19 protein-coding genes are annotated in these 19622 nt (G+C 36.5%); 2 read left to right on the top strand and 17 right to left on the bottom strand.

What is annotated here, in order from left to right; translation table 11 throughout:
- From ABYT26_RS10410 to pyrE, 4 genes are all read right to left on the bottom strand, one after another.
- A partial coding sequence (locus ABYT26_RS10410; protein WP_372753574.1) for a TonB-dependent receptor domain-containing protein occupies nt 1-1715 on the bottom strand: 1715 nt, incomplete at its 3' end.
- 114 nt (nt 1716-1829) lie between these two features.
- The gene (locus tag ABYT26_RS10405; protein ID WP_372753572.1) at nt 1830-2069 is read right to left on the bottom strand and encodes a hypothetical protein; all 240 of its coding nucleotides are present in this window, start codon (nt 2067-2069) and stop codon (nt 1830-1832) included.
- Nucleotides 2070-2236: 167 nt separating this feature from the next.
- Nucleotides 2237-2734, bottom strand: coding sequence for a hypothetical protein (locus tag ABYT26_RS10400; protein WP_372753570.1), 498 nt, complete (start codon nt 2732-2734; stop codon nt 2237-2239).
- A gap of 90 nt (nt 2735-2824) precedes the next feature.
- Nucleotides 2825-3457 (bottom strand): orotate phosphoribosyltransferase, encoded by a 633-nt coding sequence (gene pyrE / locus ABYT26_RS10395; RefSeq protein WP_372753568.1) that lies wholly within the window; start codon nt 3455-3457, stop codon nt 2825-2827.
- Nucleotides 3458-3544: 87 nt separating this feature from the next.
- Between pyrE and ABYT26_RS10390 the strand changes: the two genes are divergently transcribed.
- A complete protein-coding gene (locus ABYT26_RS10390; protein ID WP_372753566.1) occupies nt 3545-4144 on the top strand; it encodes an NUDIX hydrolase in 600 nt (199 codons plus the stop codon).
- Nucleotides 4145-4160: 16 nt separating this feature from the next.
- On the opposite strand, the gene ABYT26_RS10385 is transcribed toward ABYT26_RS10390, so the two are convergent.
- Nucleotides 4161-4859 carry a Crp/Fnr family transcriptional regulator gene (locus ABYT26_RS10385; protein WP_372753564.1) on the bottom strand — a complete coding sequence of 233 codons (699 nt, stop codon included), beginning with the start codon at nt 4857-4859 and terminating at the stop codon, nt 4161-4163.
- A gap of 153 nt (nt 4860-5012) precedes the next feature.
- Between ABYT26_RS10385 and ABYT26_RS10380 the strand changes: the two genes are divergently transcribed.
- Nucleotides 5013-5468 carry an OsmC family protein gene (locus ABYT26_RS10380; protein WP_372753562.1) on the top strand — a complete coding sequence of 152 codons (456 nt, stop codon included), beginning with the start codon at nt 5013-5015 and terminating at the stop codon, nt 5466-5468.
- A gap of 46 nt (nt 5469-5514) precedes the next feature.
- On the opposite strand, the gene ABYT26_RS10375 is transcribed toward ABYT26_RS10380, so the two are convergent.
- From ABYT26_RS10375 to dnaJ, 12 genes are all read right to left on the bottom strand, one after another.
- The gene (locus ABYT26_RS10375; RefSeq protein WP_372753560.1) at nt 5515-6918 is read right to left on the bottom strand and encodes a TlpA family protein disulfide reductase; all 1404 of its coding nucleotides are present in this window, start codon (nt 6916-6918) and stop codon (nt 5515-5517) included.
- Nucleotides 6919-6939: 21 nt separating this feature from the next.
- The gene (locus ABYT26_RS10370; protein ID WP_372753558.1) at nt 6940-8076 is read right to left on the bottom strand and encodes a serine hydrolase domain-containing protein; all 1137 of its coding nucleotides are present in this window, start codon (nt 8074-8076) and stop codon (nt 6940-6942) included.
- Between the two features lie 4 nt (nt 8077-8080).
- Nucleotides 8081-8560 carry a pantetheine-phosphate adenylyltransferase gene (gene coaD / locus ABYT26_RS10365; RefSeq protein ID WP_372753556.1) on the bottom strand — a complete coding sequence of 160 codons (480 nt, stop codon included), beginning with the start codon at nt 8558-8560 and terminating at the stop codon, nt 8081-8083.
- A gap of 51 nt (nt 8561-8611) precedes the next feature.
- The gene (locus ABYT26_RS10360; RefSeq protein ID WP_372753554.1) at nt 8612-9421 is read right to left on the bottom strand and encodes an ABC transporter substrate-binding protein; all 810 of its coding nucleotides are present in this window, start codon (nt 9419-9421) and stop codon (nt 8612-8614) included.
- A 324-nt stretch (nt 9422-9745) separates the two neighbouring features.
- A complete protein-coding gene (locus ABYT26_RS10355; RefSeq protein WP_372753552.1) occupies nt 9746-10882 on the bottom strand; it encodes a DUF4369 domain-containing protein in 1137 nt (378 codons plus the stop codon).
- 46 nt (nt 10883-10928) lie between these two features.
- Nucleotides 10929-12149, bottom strand: a complete 1221-nt coding sequence (hydF, locus tag ABYT26_RS10350; RefSeq protein WP_372753550.1) for a [FeFe] hydrogenase H-cluster maturation GTPase HydF — start codon at nt 12147-12149, stop codon at nt 10929-10931.
- A gap of 11 nt (nt 12150-12160) precedes the next feature.
- On the bottom strand, nt 12161-13600 hold the full coding sequence (locus tag ABYT26_RS10345) for a lyase family protein (protein ID WP_372753548.1): 1440 nt from the start codon (nt 13598-13600) through the stop codon (nt 12161-12163).
- Nucleotides 13601-13602: 2 nt separating this feature from the next.
- Nucleotides 13603-14766 carry a sigma-54-dependent transcriptional regulator gene (locus ABYT26_RS10340; protein WP_372753546.1) on the bottom strand — a complete coding sequence of 388 codons (1164 nt, stop codon included), beginning with the start codon at nt 14764-14766 and terminating at the stop codon, nt 13603-13605.
- A gap of 2 nt (nt 14767-14768) precedes the next feature.
- On the bottom strand, nt 14769-15737 hold the full coding sequence (locus ABYT26_RS10335; RefSeq protein WP_372753544.1) for a phosphatase: 969 nt from the start codon (nt 15735-15737) through the stop codon (nt 14769-14771).
- Nucleotides 15738-15977: 240 nt separating this feature from the next.
- Nucleotides 15978-17318, bottom strand: coding sequence for an ABC transporter permease (locus ABYT26_RS10330; protein ID WP_372753543.1), 1341 nt, complete (start codon nt 17316-17318; stop codon nt 15978-15980).
- A gap of 17 nt (nt 17319-17335) precedes the next feature.
- Nucleotides 17336-18259 carry an ABC transporter ATP-binding protein gene (locus ABYT26_RS10325; RefSeq protein ID WP_372753541.1) on the bottom strand — a complete coding sequence of 308 codons (924 nt, stop codon included), beginning with the start codon at nt 18257-18259 and terminating at the stop codon, nt 17336-17338.
- A 185-nt stretch (nt 18260-18444) separates the two neighbouring features.
- The gene (gene dnaJ / locus ABYT26_RS10320; protein WP_372753539.1) at nt 18445-19605 is read right to left on the bottom strand and encodes a molecular chaperone DnaJ; all 1161 of its coding nucleotides are present in this window, start codon (nt 19603-19605) and stop codon (nt 18445-18447) included.
- Nucleotides 19606-19622 lie beyond the last annotated feature (17 nt).

Genomic DNA, 19622 nt, shown 5'->3' with positions numbered 1-19622 from the left:
TGAGCATGATAATGAATTCCTAAATCGGATTCGAGACTTTTTTGTGGATCTAGATTCGGATCTCCTTCTTCGTAGCGATCATTGTGTAGACCGTCTTGCGTTAGCTCTGCCAAATTAGGAGCTCGATATCCGCTTGCAAAATTACTTCGAAGGAATAAATTTTCGGAGAGGTGAAAGGTAGCACCCAGGGAAGCATTCAAATTATCGAATGTTCGGTTGATGTGAATTGTTTCCTCGTCATGATCATCATCTTCTTCCTCTTCGCTTTCTTCATGTGAATGACCTGCTGATTCCTGTTCGGGCACATATAAGGAGCGATGATCATATCGTACACCAAGTTGCAGGCCAATATTATTCAACTCTTTTTTGAAAAGAGTAAATACCGAGAAATCATCAATTTGTGCATCTGGAATGATTCTGTTGGGTGCTTCGTGGTTGGTATTTGATTGATGCATTCCTTGAATTCCCACTAGGAACTGATTGCTTTCAGAACTTGGAAAGTACAATTTGCTGTCGTAAGTAAAGGTATTCAGATTCATATCCACCAATCGGAAGTTCTCCGATTCAGGATTGCCATTCAATCTTCTTTGGTTGAACTGATAGGCGGCATTCATTTCCAATTTGTAGTTGTCTAGGAATAAACGATTACGCAAGGAAATTAAATGCTGACTTAAATTCTGGTACCAGTAATAATTTTTTCGATTATCGGTATTCACAAGGTCGATTGATGTTGCGTTGGTCAAGCCTAATTTAGGACGTAGATAGTCATAGTAAATTTTAAAGCTTCCAATGTTCTTTACCAAGCCTAAACCCAACTGTAAGCCTTTTGAGTTGAAGCGACTATTGGGCACATATTCGCCAGATCCATCCTTATAATCCTTATGAGATTGTTGATTGGCGCGTAGCATCCAAAACCAGTTTTTGTATGATGCTTTAACGCCTACATTGGTAGCTAAGCCTTCGCTTACACTGTGGTACTGACTAGAAGCATCCGCCTGTAGCGTGTTTGAAGGAGCTGGTTTTTCGCGTAGGATATTAATTACGCCACCCATGGCATCTGATCCGTAAAGCAAGGAGGCTGGACCTTTGATTACTTCAATACGATCGGCACCCTGATCGCTCACCAAAAAGGGATGATCGCTCGAGAACTGAAAGTTTTCCAATCGTACTCCATTATTCAGAAAAAGAATGTTGTTTAAAGATAAACCCCGAATTACAGGAGTACTAATTCCCGGACTTCTAGAGATTACATCAACACCCGGAATGCTTGCTAACTTTTCTCCTAGAGAAGGAGTGGCGAGCAATTCCAGTTCCTGTTTCGAGAGAAGGGATATTTTAATGGAATTTTCGTGCTGAGCTGATGGGAAACCTCCAGAAACGACTACATCCTGAGTGGTTACGGAAGTAAATTGCATGGCAATATTTAGTTCTGAATATTCCTTGCTAATGTTGATGATTTCTATTTTGCTTTCGTAGCCAATAAAGGAAAATTGAATGGTTATTTTTCCCTTAGGTAAGTTCTCGAGTAGGTAGGAACCATCACTTTGGCTCACGCTTCCTTTCTGAAGTTCGGGTATAAAAATACTCACGCCGGGCATTTGCATTCCATTTTCGGCATCGGTTATGGTTCCGCTTAATTTATTGTTTTTTATTTCGCCTAAGCCGTACGAGAATTGGGGCAATGACAGTAGTATTGCCAAAATATATTTGGTCATGATATGACAAGAATTCTAATGATTACTTTAATTATAGGTCCATAAATAGTTAGGATATGTTTTTTGAAACGTATCCATACAAGGCAAACCGATTTTTGTATCGGTACTGCTTATTTAACTTGTCTTACTTGGTGGTGCCCTAAGGCTGTAGGAAAAATCTGATTCTCGGTAAGATTTTTGAACCGATTCTACTTCTTGTTCTTGCAATAAAAAGCTTACAAGGGGTGGAGTGCATACAATATTTGCAGGTGTAAAAAAGAAGTAGTCAAAGTCTTGAATAGCACAAACATTCACAACTTCGGCAGAATGATGTGAACAGCTAGAGCAATGATGTTCGTGATTTGGGAACATCATATGATGGTTTTTTATCAGGATAGGCAGTAAAAATGCGATCGATAAAAACCAAGCTACAAGTTTATGTTTGTTATTTAGACTCATTAAACACAAAGCTATCTAAAAAATATATAGACACAAAAAAGCTGCTGAAATATTTCAACAGCTTTTGAGAGAGTGCATCTTCTCTAGTCAATATTTTGGAGCATAGAATAAGGTATTTGAGTTAGCCCTTCAGCCAATTGATCAATTCCTTTTTCCAATTTCTTTTTCAGCATCATTTTCATCATGGCATTTAGCTCTGCATGCACTGTTAAACGGATTCGAGTATCGTAAGCATCCTTTTCAATTAGCTGTATCCAAATGTAGAATTCGAAAGGACTTCTTCCGTATCCGGTCATTTTAAGAACTTTGTTTTCCTCTTTCTCGACGAATTGTAATCCAGCTTCTCCAAACCCTTTAATTACGAAAGTGCAGTTGTCCTCGGTAGCTTCCCAATGCTCGATATAGTCTTTAAAGTTGACTTTTTTCTTGGCCTGAGCTTCAATTTGTTCCTGAATTTGAGGATTATTAGCTGCCAATTCGAATACTTTGGCAATTTTTCTGAAATCCGAAAAGAAAGAATACACATCACCAACCTGGTGAGGAGTCTTTTTTACTTCACTTATAATTTTTGTTGTCGACATTTATTTCTTCCTTCTTTAAGCATGCAAAAGAGGGTACTCGTAGGTAGAATACTCTCTTATTGCGATTATATTTTATTAAAAAATGGGCGACTATTTTCTCCAGTTGGCTGGATCTTTTCTCCATTCTTTCAACTGATCAACATCTTCGGCTTTTACGTAGCCAATTTCCTGAGCACGATCAATCATCACGTTGTAATTGCTAAGTGTATCTAGCTTGCAGTTTGCTTTTGTGAAGTTATCGCTTGCTGTTTGAAAGCCATAAGTAAAAATTGCTAGCATTCCTAAAACTTCGCACTTGGCTTCGCGAAGAGCTTCAACAGCTTTTAAGCTGCTACCACCAGTCGAAATTAAATCCTCAATAACTACAACTTTTTGTCCTGCTTTTATCTCACCTTCAATTAGATTTGTCATGCCGTGAGCTTTTGCTGATGAACGAATGTAAACCATAGGTAAATTCATTTCTTCGGCCACCAAAGCACCCAAGGCAATAGCTCCTGTCGCTACACCAGCAATAACTTCCACATCGGGATATTTGACCAAAACTGCTTCAGCAAAAGCTTTCTTAATGTAAGTTCTCACTTCTGGGAAAGAAAGTGTTTTGCGGTTATCACAATAAATTGGCGATTTCCAGCCCGAAGCCCAGGTAAATGGGTTTGTTGGTTCTAGTTTAATTGCTTTTATTTGCAACAAATATTCAGCGACTTGCTTAGCAGTATTTTGCATTCTTTCAATGGATTTTTGGTTTGTAAAATGAATTCAAAAAACGGGAATTCAGTTGAATAGCTTCCAAGTATTTAAAATCTAGCGCAAATGTATAAAGTATTTTTTAAAGATCGAACCCTTTTTTTAGGAGAAGAAAATGAAAGTGTGAATTTTCAAGGGATGATTTATGCCTGGACCAAAGATGAATCGCTAGAGGGACTTGTGCTTCAGTTTGATAAAGAAGAAAATAGAGAGGCTATTTTTATTGTAGCCGAGGATGTGGAGCTTCTATTTAAACATTTTGCTTCCTGTTTTAAATATATTGAGGCTGCCGGAGGGAAAGTATTCAACAACGAAAGACAAATATTGGGTATTTATCGGTTGGAAAAGTGGGATTTGCCCAAAGGGAAAGTAGAAAAAGGTGAGTCGGTGCGTGAGGCTGCACTTCGAGAGGTGGAAGAAGAGTGTGGCGTGAGTCATTTAAAAATTGAGAAGGAGCTAAGTTCTACTTACCATACCTATTGGATGAAAGGCAAGCATGTTTTAAAAAGAACCTATTGGTATGAAATGAGCTACTCAGGCTTGGAACAATTGGTGCCCCAAACCGAAGAAGATATTCAGGTGGCAAAATGGTTTTCACCTGATGAATTACCTGTTTTTATTGCAAATACCTATGCTTCCATTTTGGATGTGATGAAGGTGTTCTGATAAACTCTATTCATACTTATCCATTCTTAACAATCAGTTTTAAACTTTCTGGTTTTAGAATTTTGATGTGTTTGTCTTTTACTTCGATAATTTCATCGGCATGAAATTTTGCAAGTGTATTTATCGTGCTTTCTTTTGAACATCCTGCTAAGGAAGCTAGACCAATTCTCGTAACTGGTAGGGTAAATTCCTTGCTTTGATATACTTCACTTAATTCGAGTAATATTAAGGAAAGAGAACCTCCCACATTTTTGTTGAACAAGCGACTTGTACGGTGAACAATACTATTCGTATTGGAAGACATGTGACGAATTAGCTTGAAAGCAAATTCCCCGTTTTCTTTTATTAGGTTCACAAATACATCCATATTGATCATTTTTATGCTTGTATCTTCTAGGGCAACAGCCGAAAAATCAATGTTCGTGCAGGCAAAACTGCACACTATACCTATAAATGAACCATCACCCAATAGTTTTACAGTTGAAATTTTAGAATCATTGGTTACATCGAGTTTTGCCAGACCTTTTTCTATATATAGGATATGAGAAGCAACAAAACCCTGTTTTAGGATAGTTTCTCCTTTGGTGAATTGAAGTATTGTGGTGGAATTTTCCACTCTCGTTTTCTGGTCAGAAGTTAAGGCTTTGAAACAGTCTATTGCTCTAATTGGCTCTTGGACCGATTGATATCTTTCGGTTTGATATTCAAAATTCATTGTAGGAAATTAAATGGTTCTGAGATACTTCTTTATATGATGGTAAATTCCACCAAATATAGTGATTCTTTACCACCTCTAATAGTTTTATCCTTGCCGAATATGAGGCATTTTTAGGTGATAAATAGGTTTAAATAAAAAAAAATAAATAAAATGGCAGATTTAAAATTTAGAGTAAACGCACATAGCGAAAATGCAACTAAAACGGTTGTGAAAGCAAGAGGTTTTGAACTTATTATTGACGAACCTGCAGATTTAGGTGGCACAAATGAAGGAGCTAATCCTGTTGAATATGTTCTTGCTGCTTTTTGTGGTTGTATCAATGTAATGGCGCATGTAATTGCCAGGGAAATGAGTATTGAATTACGATCTGTTAAAATAAAGATGGCAGGAAATTTAAATCCTAATCGTCTTATGGGAACTTCATTCGATGATAGGGCAGGTTATAAAGGTATCGAAGTGTCTATTCAGCCAGACTGCGATGCCAGTACAGAACAACTTTCAAAATGGCTAGAGGCAATAGAGGATAGATGTCCGGTATCTGATAATTTAAGAAATATTACTCCTGTAAATTTAAAATTGAAGTTGAAAAAAGAAAAAATTGCTTAGACCTGATACGATTGATTTCCACCACAAGTGTGGTGGAAATTATAGTCTATTTTAGATAGGCTTTTCGACTTACCTCTCTTGAAATTTTAATAAATTCCAATTGAATATTTTCTTTTGGACCCTGTGCAGGTGCTTTGATGATCTTTCCTTCTGGATTGATAAGGATATAGGTGGGAAAGGCTTTTACATTGTATTCTTTTAATAGTCGTTTTTGAGAGCCGATAGGTATAATGGGCCAATCGAGTTTATGCTTTGAGGTGAATTCTTCAAATTTACTTGCATCCCAATCGCAAGCAATGCTCAAAAATTCGATGTTCTCACCAAACTGGTGTTTTAGTTTTTTGATTTCCTTAAAATCTTGCAAGCATGGATAGCTTTCGGTATTGCAGAAATTCAGGTATAGGTATTTGCCTTTGTAATTAGCCAATTGATAATCGCCAATAGAAAAATTAGGAGCGGGATAATTGACCTGTAAGTGGGTAATTTTATGCAGATAGCTGTCGCACAATGCTCTGTTGTAATCACTACTGCTGTGTTCTTGTAAATCCTTTAAAATTTCAATAGATTTTTTTCGACCATAAAACTTTCTGTTGAAGGCATCAAAAACCGAAGTGGCAATAATTAGCTCTCTGAATTCAATGTTTTGGTAAGCTGGATAGTTTCGCATCAATTCGTAAATATCACGGTAAGTATTTTCCGATTTGAGGGCTTTTGAAAGTTCAGAACTTTCCATCTGACTGAAATAACCCGTTAGAAAATTTCCATATTGTTTTTTATAGAGACTTGTAAAAGCTGAATTGTTCAGTTTCAGTTCTTTATTTTCGAAATATGTCTTTTCTATTTTAGTGAAAGATTGTGGATAGGCAAGGTATTCCAAAAATCCCAAACGGTAAGTCAGATAGTCCTGAAAATAATCGTTTTTTACCCTTGCGTATTCTTTTTTCAGGGCATCAGAAAAATCAATACCCACCGATTGTTCTTTTTTACGGTATATCCTGTGAAAGTCCTTACTAATGAATGATTCAATGCGATCGTCCAGGTTGCGAATTACAATATTTAAATCGTCAGAGCTAGTATTCGCAACACCAATAAGTAGCTCTTCCTGTTCAAAAAAAGGATTCAATTTTTGACTAGGACTTAGCTCCATTTTAGGGGGAAGTTTTATCTCGTATTCTTTGCCAGGCTCAACATATAAATAGCCTTTGTAAATGTTTAAAGGTAGAAAGACCAATTGAACCTGATCCAAATCAAATTCCACCGAGAAGCTTCCATCTTCTTTCACTTCAAACTCACTAATTTCTTTTTCAGCATAGGTAAATACATTGCTGTGGTATCGAATTTCTATTTTCGTTCCGGCATAAGTTTTATTCTTGCCATAGATTCGAACAGAACTGGCTACACATTCAGAAATAGAAATTAATGATATCAGTAGGAATAGAATAGTTCTCATTTTGGCGAATACTTAAGATGTTTATTTTATAATTTTCGAGGCAATATCGATGTATCGAGGAATATCAATCGTAATTGGACCTTTGTGTATTTTATCTTTTTGTTTTCCTAACCGAACTACTACTGCATTTTTTTCACGAATACTATAGATGTATTGTCCCAAATGACCTCGCATGTATGGGATATTGATTCCTTGATAAGGCAGTACCCAAAATTGATAACCATAAAAGTTCAGAGGAGCAGTTTTTTCTTCATTCAATAGTTCCGAAGCAGGTCTTGTTGCCTCTAAAATGTAATCTTCAGAAACCAACTGTTTATTCTCCCATTGTCCTTTATTCAATATGAGCTGTCCGAAACGAGCCAAATCTCTAGCATTACTGGTAAAGCAGCAAAAAGCCTTTTCGTCACCTTCTTTTTTATCTTCGCTCCACAAAGCTTTTTGAGTGGCATGCATGGGTTTCCAAAGCATTTGTTCGGCATATTTCGATACAGTTTCTCCAGTGGCTGCTTCTACAATAAAAGCAAGTAATTGGGTGTTGCCACTTTGGTAACGGAATCGAACTCCTGGAGTTTCAATCAATTGTTGATTGGTGGAAACCTTTCTCAGGTTTTTGCCATAGTAGGCTTTGGTTGTAATGGAAAAAGGACTGCTATAAGCTTCGTCCCAATCCAATCCCGAACTCATGCTTAGTAAGTTCTTTATGGTGATCATGCCTCGGTCATCCTTCGAAAATTCAGGAAGATACTTTCCTATTGGATCATTAATGGAATTTATTTTTCCCTGATCGATGGCAATTCCAATGAGTAAACTAACAATGCTTTTGGTTGCAGAAAAAATATTCGAAAGCGACTCTTTTCCGTAATCGTCCCAATATTCTTCGTACAAAATTTCCCCATTTTGAATTACCAGATAAGCTACGGTTTGGTGGTCTTCTAAATAGTTTCGGTCGATTGAATCGAGTTGATAATGGTTGTAGTTTTCGTTTTGCGGCCATTTTTCCCCATTTTCCACCAATACTTCGCGATTCTCAAATATGGTGTAATCGTCTATGTTGGCGAACCAATAAATCAGACTGGTTCTTAAATACTGTGGTGCTAGAAGCATCCAGGCCGCAGTTAGAACTGAAATAGTAATGAGAATTTTGATGGATTTTGACATAATACTACTGATTGTGTTTGTAAGCGTCAGGATCTTTTACTTTAGGTAAAAATTGCAAAGCATTTCCGTCATGTCGGATAATATCTCGTACTATTGTAGAGGTAATGGGAGTATGTTCAGGAGTGGTTAAAAGAAATATTGATTCCAAATCGTAAACCATTTTCTTATTGATTTGAGCAATGGCTCTTTCGTATTCAAAATCGGCAGCGGTTCTTAGTCCTCGTAAAATAAATTTTGCATTCTTAGTCTTGCAATATTTAACGGTTAATCCTGTAAAGGCTTCTACTTCAATTTTTGGATTGTTTGCAAAAGCTTCTTGGATCCATTGAATTCGTTTCTCGATTGGGAAGAACTGTTGCTTCTCGGAATTATATCCTATGGCGATAATGATTTTATCAAATAATGGTAAAGCTCTTGTTACAATCGATTCGTGACCAATGGTAAACGGATCAAAAGATCCAGGGAATATGGCAATGCGTTCCATTCAATAGTTTTTTAGTACTAAGCAAAAATAGTAGAATATTTGTAATGATCTTTATTCTGGGTTGGAGTTAATTTTTTCGATCAGATCCTCAATATAGGGAGCTGCCTTCAATAGATGAGATTCATACCATGAAAACATCTCTCCATCAACAAGTTCTATTTTCGTGTTTGGAAGAAGAGTTTGGATTTCTTGTATGTGTTTTTGTTGAAAAGGAAAAGGTTCCGAGGATAGAAAAATCATATTAGGATTGAGATGAACAATTTCTTTCTGGCTTAGTTGTGGATATCTGGAATCTTCGGCTTCTATAGCATTGGTAAATCCACATTTCTCAATCATCGAATTAATAAAGGTGTTTTTCCCAACAGCCATATACGGATCTTTCCAAATCAGATAAAGGATCTTGGCTGTTTTTTGGGGTTTTGGTATTTTTGAAAAAGCCGATCTTATTTCATTGGTTAGCCGATAAGCTTTGGGTTCGGTTCCTAAAATTTTACCTGTTTTCAGGATGTTTTCAAGCGCATCTTCAAAATTGCGAATCTTGCAAACATAAACAGGATATTCTTGCTGCAAGACTTCAATTTGTGCCTTACTATTCTCCTCCTCGTTGGCTAATATAAGATCGGGGTTAAGTAAATTAATTTTATCAAGATACAAGTTTTTAGGTCCGCCTATATTGGGAAGTTTTGCGATGAGATCCTTGGGGTATTTGCAAAATCTGGTTCTTGAAATAAGTTGTTCTCCTTTTCCCAAATCGAATAGAAATTCGGTGGTTGAAGGAACCAGGGAGATAATTCGTTTGGCTGGGATAGGAATACGAATCTTATTTCCCAGATCATCTGTTGCAGTTATAAAATCAGTCATTGTTTACAATTCGGTTCTTTTTTATGAATTTAGATAGAGAATATTTCTTTGTCAATAAGTTTCCTTAAAAGGCTTCCGTTGGCCATTTACCTAATTCGCTGGAATGAGATTGCATTAGAGATGTTCATTGGATACATAATCTCAAAAGAACGAATGATTACGAAAGGAAGAACAAAGGGATACCCAATTGGATGATTTATTGCGGATAAAATTGGTGAAAGAGCTAAAACTTTCTTTTTGCAGATAATCGAACCATTTGGCAGACTGTTTCCTTCTAATTTTTCGATTGTGTAAAGGTAAGTATTCACGGGCAGAATATTCTACTTAGAGTGTTGAAAAGTGTTTTGTTAAATCAGCAAGAAGTTGGTTCGCATTGGCAGTGTTCTCATGAGAAAGAATTTCTCCCTTTCGATTTACAAGAATAACATGAAGCCTTCTATCAAGATATTGAATCAGCTGAACGCTATTGTCCACACTTTCAATTTCTACGTATCGATGTTCTGAACTAATGTTAGGATGCCACATTTTCCACTTTTGTTTTCCTTCGATAGGTATTTTATTGAAAGAGGAATTTCGAATCACACTTACTAATTCTATATTGTTTTCATGGCAAAAAGCTTGCAGTTTGTCTAATGTTTGATAGTGAGCTTCGTTTTTATCGGGTGTCCATGCCCTCCAGATGTAGTAAAGTTGATAAGGTGCTATGCGTTTGTTAGAATCAAAGAATTTACCCTTTATGCTTGTGGCGCTGAATCTGGGGAACTCTTTTTGTGTAAAGATTTTATCGATAGTTTCCACTCTCTTGCTAAGGTTTTGGACGTACAAACCATTGGGATTGGCTTGTTTTAGAGTTTGTAAGTAGGTCTTTAGTTCCTGTTCCTTGCAATCGCCACTATAATAGTCTTGAAAAATTAAGTAAGCAACAACAGGGGAGGAAGCATAGTTGTGAAAATATTCCTTTTTAAAAAGTTCCTTTTTCTGATATTTTGCTTGCAAAATCTTTTGGGTGTTGGCATCTGCAATTACCTCTGGAAGTTTAAGATCTTGGGACAGTTTTTGTTTTTCCTGATTGTTTTTTTCTAGTAGTTCCTGAAAATTTTCGTAACGGTCCTGGGCTTTCGATCCACTTAATTTTTTAAGTAAGAAATCAGAAGTAAAATCATTTTTGTGGGCTCTGAGGTTCATTTCCGATGGAGAGATGAAAATTTTAGCTCTTTGATTTTTATTCAGTGCTAGTTGTGCTACAAAGGCTTGATTGCTTTTACCGCTAAAACGGAAGCTTCCATTTTCTGTAATCGTGGAATCAATTAAAATCACATCTTCGCCAGTTTCCTGATAAAGAAACAGACTTTGGTCCTGAATTCCTTCGATTGTTCCAGTAAGAATGAATTGCTTAGTTTGCGAATAGACGCTAATAGTGTTCAATATAACGAACAGAGATGCAATGACTAAATTTTTCATTTTCTATAGTTTAACTTAGGTAAATGAATTTATGGGTTAAAAATCATTATAGATAATCTGTTTTGTGATCCTCTAATTTTGCAAAAGGAGCAACTGCTCGATTAAAAATTCCTTGCACATAGGCAATTGTCATTCCATAATTAGAGACTGGTATACCTGCATCAATTGCAGCTTGTAGTCGGTTGGTGAGCTGTTTTTGAGTTATCATGCAAGCACCGCATTGTATCAAAAGGGCATAGTCGGATATTTTGCCAGGAATCTCATCCAAACCCGCAATCACAACAAATTCCAATTGTTTTCCAGTAAAGTTAGAAATCCATCGTGGAATTTTCACTCTACCTATGTCGTCGCAGGAAGTGTGGTGACTGCAACTTTCTAGCAGTAATATTTTGTCGCCATCCTGTAGTTTTCCAATTTGGGGAGTTCCTTTTAAGTAGGCATTAAAATTTCCTTTAAAGTGAGCTAGCATAATGCTAAAGCTGGTTAAGGCAATATTTTCAGGAATAGAAGCTCCTGCTTTTAAAAATACTTGACTGTCGGTGACTACCAATTTGGGTTTGATTCCTGTTTTGCGCAAAAAAGCATCTAGTTCACGTTCTTTTAAAACAATACAAACTGCATCGTTATCCAGAATGTCTCTGATAGCTTGAACCTGCGGTAAGATCAATCTACCTTCAGGGGCTTCAATATCGATGGGTGTAATTAAAAGAACAATATCTCCGTAAGAAATTAAATCACCCAAAAGGGAAGGTGTAGTGAAGGCTGACTCGGGAATTTGTTTCTTAATACTCGCAATAATAGTTTCGATATTGGCTTTCTGATTCGAAAAAGTCAAAATGTCTTTCGATCCATTTTTTTGAGCCAAATTCGCAGTGCTTTTTTGCAACACTTCTAAATCTTCTTTGTTGTGAATGGTAATAAAAGGAACATCGTACTGTTTAAATTTAGCAATGAGCGCTAATTCAAAATCAGCAAAAGTGTTTTTAGTAATTACCAAAATAGCTAGATCAATGGTTTTGATTACTTGGTTGGTCTTGGCGATGCGCTTTGTTCCCAATTCGCCAGTATCGTCAATACCAGCGGTATCAATTAGAATAACTGGACCAAAGCCAGTGATCTCGAATGATTTTTTGACAGGATCAGTTGTTGTGCCTGCAATTTCCGAGACGATGGCAATCTCTTGTGCGGCCAGAAAATTGATGAGCGTACTTTTTCCATTATTTCTTCGTCCAAAAATTCCAATATGTGCACGTCTTTCTCTTCCCATTTCTTCAATCGTTATAGCGTTTCCTCGATTCGGAATCCCATTTTTAGTAATTCTTTGGGCTGAAGGAGTTGATCTAGCAATTCTTCAGTCACAAAATTTAGTTTTTGGTTGGCTTCAAGAATAGAGCAATTATTTTTTTTCATTTCAAGAGCCAAATGAGCAGCTTGATGATAGCCAATATAAGGTGATAAAGCGGTAGCAACCGATGGATTTTTAAGTAGGCTTACTTCAATAGATTTTGGATGAATTGTTAATTCTCTAAATAAATTTTCACTGATACTTTTATTGGCAGCAATGAGTAATTTAATGCTATCGAGTATGGCATGACCAATGGATGGCAAGTAAGCATTTAGTTCCAAACATCCTTGAGCCGCTAAACTGCTTATCATTACATCATTTGCATAGATTTTATGAGCCGCACTAATTACAAATTCAGGAATTACTGGATTAATTTTGCCTGGCATAATGGAACTGCCTACCTGTTTTTGAGGAAGGTGTACTTCTTTATTTTGAAAAAGATCGGAGCCTAGCAAGCGCATATCGGAAATCATTTTTTCGAGGTTCACAGCGTGGGCTTTAAGAGTAGCATGAACTTCTACAAAACAATCCTGATTAGCCGTGGCATCCGATAGGTTTTCGGCGCGCGTAATAGGTAAGCCAGTTAATTTTTGAAGATTAGGAACCACTTCCATGATGAAAAATCGAGGAATTGATAATCCAGTACCAATGGCACCGCCACCCAAATTAACTTCTTTTAATCGTTCAAAACATTTCGATACACGCCACCAATCTCTCGAAAGTGCATTATTGTAGGTGCTGAAAAGTTTGTCGTAAGAGGAGGGAACTGCAGCTTGCATTTGAGTGTAGCCTTGTCGTAATACATTCCGGTATTTACTTTCCGTTTTTTCAACGTCTAAGCGCAGAGTATTGATGGCTTCTTCTAGTTCTTGCAGCAAACTTATGGCTGCTATTTTTAGAGATGTTGGAATTACATCGTTGGTTGATTGAAAGACATTAGCGTGTTCAAAAGGATCGATATGCTGATAAGAACCAAGCTGTTTCCCTATTTTTTGAAGGGCTCGATTCGAAATAATTTCATTCACATTCATATTGATGCTTGTGCCAGCTCCGCCCTGTATTGCTGGAATAATGAAATGCTCAAAATGCTTTCCATTCTTAACCTCAATAGCAACCTTTTCTAGTTCGTCAATTAATTGTTTATCAAGTAAATGGAAAGGAAATTTTTTATTGGGAAATTTGTGATGAATGGCTCCTAAAAATCTTGTGTAAGTTTGATAACAGGCCTGTTTTACTACACCAATGGCCATATACCATTCTTTGTGAAAGGGTGTTTTATCTGGGAAGTTTTCTTGAGCTCGAAGAGAATGAATTCCCCAAAGAGCATCTTCTGGCAGTTCCCTTTGTCCTATAAAATCAGATTCGATTCTCATAATCAGCTGGAAGATTTGGTATAGGATTTCACATCCTGTACCGAAATGCTTTCCTGGCCCAGAATGATCAGTCTTTCAATAATATTTCTGAATTCGCGAATATTTCCTGTATAATTGATTTTTTGCAATTCCTTTACAGCATCATCTTCAATGCTTTTTTGAGGAATACCCATTTCACCACAAATACTTTCTATAAAATGTTTGGCCAACATGGGAATATCTTCGGTTCTATCGTTTAAAGGAGGAACCGAAATTAAGATTACACTAAGGCGATGGTAAAGATCTTCCCGAAAATTATTGTTCTCAATCTCATGGGCAAGGTTCTTGTTGGTGGCAGCAATCACGCGCACATTAATTTTAATTTCTTTATCGCCACCCACGCGAGTAATTCTATTTTCCTGTAAAGCACGCAAAACTTTCGCTTGCGCAGAGAGACTCATATCACCAATTTCATCCAAGAAAAGAGTTCCACCATCAGCCAACTCAAATTTTCCTTTTCTTTGTTTTATGGCTGAAGTAAAAGAACCTTTTTCGTGACCAAAAAGTTCACTTTCAATCAGTTCGGAAGGAATGGCAGCACAGTTTACTTCAATAAAAGGGCTCTTGGATCGCTTGCTCTGTTCGTGAATGCGGTGAGCAACAAGTTCTTTTCCTGTTCCATTGGGGCCGGTAATTAAAACTCTCGCATCGGTTGGAGCAACTTTGTCAATCATATCATTTACCGATTCTAAGGCGCTAGAAGCTCCAATCATTTGGTATTTTTTACTGACCTTTCTTTTGAGAACTTTAGTTTCGGTAATTAGTTTTGATTTATCCATGGCATTTCGAATCGTAATTAAAATGCGATTCAAATCCAGTGGCTTTTCAATAAAATCGAAGGCTCCTTTTTTAATTGATTCTACAGCAGTATCAATATTTCCATGTCCAGAAATCATGATAACGGGCGTATCTAAAGCCAATTCATGCATTTTTTCAAGCACTTCAATGCCATCCATTTTAGGCATTTTAATGTCGCACAAAACAACATCAAATTCATCTGACTTTATTGATTCTATTCCTTCGATGCCATCTTCGGCCAAACTTATTTCATAATCCTCGTAAGTTAAGATCTCTTTTAGGGTGTTGCGAATGCTTCTTTCGTCGTCGATGATTAGAATTTTGGACATACTTAATTTTTAGATTCTACAGTTTGTGCTTTGTTCGGAGTATGTGTGTTTTTTTCTAGGTATTCAAAAAGAGCACCTTCTTTTAATGCAAAGGATGATTGGAACAATTTACTAATTCCCGATTCTTTTATTAAAAAATTGATAAAAATACTTGCTACAACAATTAGTTCTACACGAACAGGATCCATTCCTGGCATTTGTTCTCTTTCCTGCATATTAGATGCTAAAAAGACTTGATGAAGGTGAAAAAAATCTTTTAGTTTAATTTCAAAATGTGTTGTCGGAAAACCATTACTTTCAGGGATTTTAGCGAGTAAAATCTGCTTAAAAGTATCGAAAGATCCTGATGATCCGATGAGGGTTTTTACCGAATGAATATCCAAAGCTTCGAATAAATCAGTCATTTGCGATTTTAAATATTCCTCAATTTCTTTCACTAAATTTTTTTTGATAGGATCTGAAGGATTAAATTTCTCCAATAACCGAGTCATACCTAGAGGGTAACTTTTTTTCCAGAAAACCTTTTCGTTATTGGCAATAATAATCTCATTACTTCCTCCTCCAATGTCGAGTATGGCAACTGTTTCGTGGTTTAATTCAATGGATTTCTTCGTTCCTTTAAAAATTAAATCAGCTTCACGTTCTCCAGAAATAATTTCAATATTAATATTGTATTTTTCTTCCAGCATTTTCACAAAAGCGGGTCCATTTTCTGCCGAGCGAATTCCCGAGGTAGCAAATGCCAGCGTTTTAGATACTTCTAAATTCTTGGAGATTTCTGTTATTGTTTCGAAGGCATTTTGCGCTCTTGCTATTGCCTCTTCGGTAATTATATTTTTGTTGATTCCGCCTTTTCCTATTTTGGTTGGGTATTTTGAACGATTCAGAATTTTAGGAATTCCATCCTCGTCCCACTCGGCAACGAGCAAGTTAAATGTATTGGTACCTAAATCTATTACAGAAATTCGCATGAACTACTATTTGGTTGAGTTAATTGTCTGATCTTAATGTTCTAATTGCTTAATTGTGACTATTTCATAGGCCCCAATTAAAAACCGAAGATACAAAAAACTTTGTTCTCGTTTTGCTATTTTTGATTTGGATATTTCGAAGATGAGTTTTTTTTAAACTTTCGTTTTCCAATAAAATAATATTGCAGCTTTATGCTGCGGAAAATGCATCAATAAATGAGATGTTTACGGTTTTTATTACTAGTTATGATAACGTAACCATTTCCAAATTTCTTTGTACGAGACTTTTTTCCCATACATTAAAATACCTGTTCGGTATATTTTTGCCGCAATCCAGGTAACAAGAATAAAGGAGCCAATTAGAAGTGACATAGACAAAATTAATTCCCAAAGGGGAACTCCGTAGGGAATTCGAACCAGCATAACAATTGGCGAGGTTAATGGAATAATAGAAGCCCAAAAGGCAAGACTTCCCTCTGGATTTTTCGCTACAGCAAAGCCAATGTACATCGCCATAATTAATGGAATCGTAATTGGGATCATGAATTGTTGGGTCTCGGTTTCGTTATCAACAGCACTACCCACAGCAGCAAATAAAGCGGAGTACAATAAATATCCGCCAAGGAAAAAGAAGACAAAAGCACCCAAAATACTTGCAATATAGGCCATGTCGAATGTTCCCAGTAAGTTTTGAGCCATTTTTAATTGATCAGCATTCAAGGAGTTTGCACCTTGTGGAAGTTGAGAAAGGTTTTGAGCCTGTTGAAGCGAATCCATATCGACACCAGGTAGAACGATAGCAGTTCCAACTACGATGATAATACCCGATAAAATGATCCACATAATAAATTGAGTGAGGCCGACCATAGCTACTCCAACAATTTTTCCCATCATTAGTTGAAATGGTTTTACCGAAGAGATAATGACTTCTACAATTCGATTGCTTTTTTCTTCAATAACACCGCGCATAACCTGTACGCCATACATGAAAATAAACATATAGATGATAAAACTAGAGATAAAACCTATAATCATAGCAATTTCGGTTGAACTTTGTTTTATTTCGCCATCGTCACCAAACTTAATGGTTTTCATGGAAATTGGTGTTTCTGTTGCAGCTAGTTTCTCCTCCAAATCGGGCATGTTAGCCTGAGCGATAATTTTTGAACGTTTGATTTTTTCGATGTGAGTACGAATCTGATTGCCTGCTTCCGATTTTACTTCTATGGTAACCTGTTTGTAAGAAAATAATTCGGCCATTTGACGTTCTAAAATGTCGGTAGGAATTACTAAAATTGCATAGTATCCCTTTTCTTCCATTTCCGATTTTGCTTGCTCGAAGCTTGTATTGTTCAGGTATTCGAAAGTCGTGAAATCCTTGCTTTTTACGGGTTCTATTAATTGCGACTCGTTGATTACGGCAATGGTTCTTTTTTCGGTATCATCTTTCAGCATCATCCAAATCATGAATGCATAAATACCGGCAATTAAAACGGGTGTTAAAAAGGTTAATATTAGAAAAGATCGTTTTTTAACTCGTGAGAGGTATTCTCTTTTTATAATGATGAAAATTTTGTTCATTTTTTGTTTTTTTTTGGTTAGATCTTTTTGTTTTCATTCACCACTCTTATAAAGATGTCATTCATGCTTGGCACAATTTCATTAAAGGAAATGATATTCAAATAGGGAAGAAGTTGTTCCAGCAATTCATTGGATGTAATGCCGTTGTTTAATTTTATTTTTAGGGTGTTAAATTCTATGCCTTTTACTTTTTCGATGATTTTAATATCTGATTTTAAGATTTTTTCTAGTTGATCGAATTCTCCAGTATAGTTTATTTGATAGGTATTGGTACGATATCTTTTTTTGATCAGATCAACAGGACCATCAAGAATTTTTTCGGATTTATTGATCAAGGCAATGTGATCGCAAATTTCTTCTACAGAACCCATGTTGTGAGTTGAGAAGATAATGGTTGCACCTTTATCGCGAAGTTCTAATATTTCTTTTTTTAATAGATTGGTATTAATGGGATCAAAACCACTAAAAGGTTCATCGAATATGAGCAGTTCAGGTTCATGAAGAATGGTAACTACAAATTGAATTTTTTGCTGCATTCCCTTCGAAAGCTCTTCTACTTTCTTATCCCACCATTGTAAAATGTCGAATTTATCGAACCAAATTTTTAATTTTTTAGTTGCTTCTTTTTGACTCATTCCTTTTAACTGAGCCAAATAAACTGCTTGTTCACCAACTTTCATTTTTTTGTACAATCCCCTTTCTTCGGGAAGGTAGCCGATGCGTTTAATATCCTTGGGCAGTAAAGGTTTACCATCAAAAAAAACTTCGCCAGAATCTGGACCGGTTATTTGATTTATAATTCTGATTAAGGTCGTTTTTCCTGCGCCATTAGGACCAAGTAGGCCAAAAATACTTCCTTTTGGAACCGAGATACTTACTTTGTTTAAAGCTTTGTGTTCGGCGTATTGTTTAACAACGTTTTTTGTTTCGAAAAATGCCATGTATAGTTAGGTTTGGTAACACTAGATTTTCAACTAGAAACTAAAGTAAGCAATTTTGAGAAGTTGATGGATATAAAATTGATGTAATATGATAAGAACTTGTTTATGTTGAGATTTTTTAGGATGTAAGGGATCAAAAAAAATCCCCGGATATTTCCGAGGATTCTTACTACTATATTTTTGTACTAATCGAAAAAGTTTCTCACTTTTTTGAAAAAGCTTTTTTCATGAGCACTAGGCTGAGGTGTAAAGTTTTCTGAACTTTGCATTTTTTCCAGATTTTTCTTCTCCTCCTTAGAGACACTGCTTGGTACCCAAACATTAATTTTAACGAGTAAGTCGCCTCTACCATACCCGTTAATATCTGGTAAACCTTTACCACGTAATCGAAGAATTTTTCCAGGCTGTGTACCTGCATCAATTTTCACTTTTACTTTACTTTCAATCGTAGGAATTTCAACTGCTGTTCCTAAAATAGAATCAGGTATGCTAATGAATAGGTTGTATAAAAGATCGTTTTCATCACGAATCAAATCGGGATGTTCTTCCTCATGAACCAAAATTAGCAAATCGCCATTAACCCCTCCACGACGAGCTGCATTACCTCTACCGCTAACCGATAGCTGCATTCCTTCGGCTACGCCAGCAGGAATATTAATGGTAATTACTTCTTCGTCGCGAACAATGCCTTCTCCAGCACAACTGGTACATTTATTAGTAATGATTTTTCCTTCGCCACCACAAGTCGGACAAGTTGATGCTGTTTGCATCTGTCCTAGAATGGTATTCTGAATACGGGTAACTTGTCCTGATCCGTTACAAGTTGAACAGGTTGAAAAAGAAGATCCATCTTTAGCTCCAGAGCCATTACAGGATTTACATTCAACTTGTTTTTTTACTTTTATTTTCTTCTCAACACCTTCCGAAATTTCCTTTAAGGTTAATTTTACCTTTACTCTGAGGTTGCTGCCGCGGTTTACTCTTTGTGAGCTACGACCACCGCCGCCAAAACCGCCACCAAAGAAGGATCCGCCGCCTCCGCCGCCAAAAATATCGCCAAAATGAGAGAAGATATCTTCCATGTTCATTCCGCCACCGCCAAAACCGCCGCCGGCTGCTCCACCAACTCCGGCATGACCATATTGGTCGTATCGTTGACGTTTTTCTGGATTGCTTAAAACCTCGTAGGCTTCAGCAGCTTCTTTAAAACTTTCTTCAGCTTCTTTATTATCCGGATTTTTATCAGGGTGAAACTGAATTGCTTTTTTACGATATGCTTTTTTTAATTCGGCTTCCGAGGCTGACTTGGAAACTCCTAAAACTTCATAATAATCTCTTTTCGACATCTTTTTCTCAGCTTAGA

The organism is Labilibaculum sp. (genome assembly GCF_041595635.1).
GTDB lineage: Bacteria > Bacteroidota > Bacteroidia > Bacteroidales > Marinifilaceae > Labilibaculum.
The sequence above is the reverse complement of the archived record's forward strand: the minus strand, read 5'-3'. Positions and strand labels throughout refer to the sequence as shown.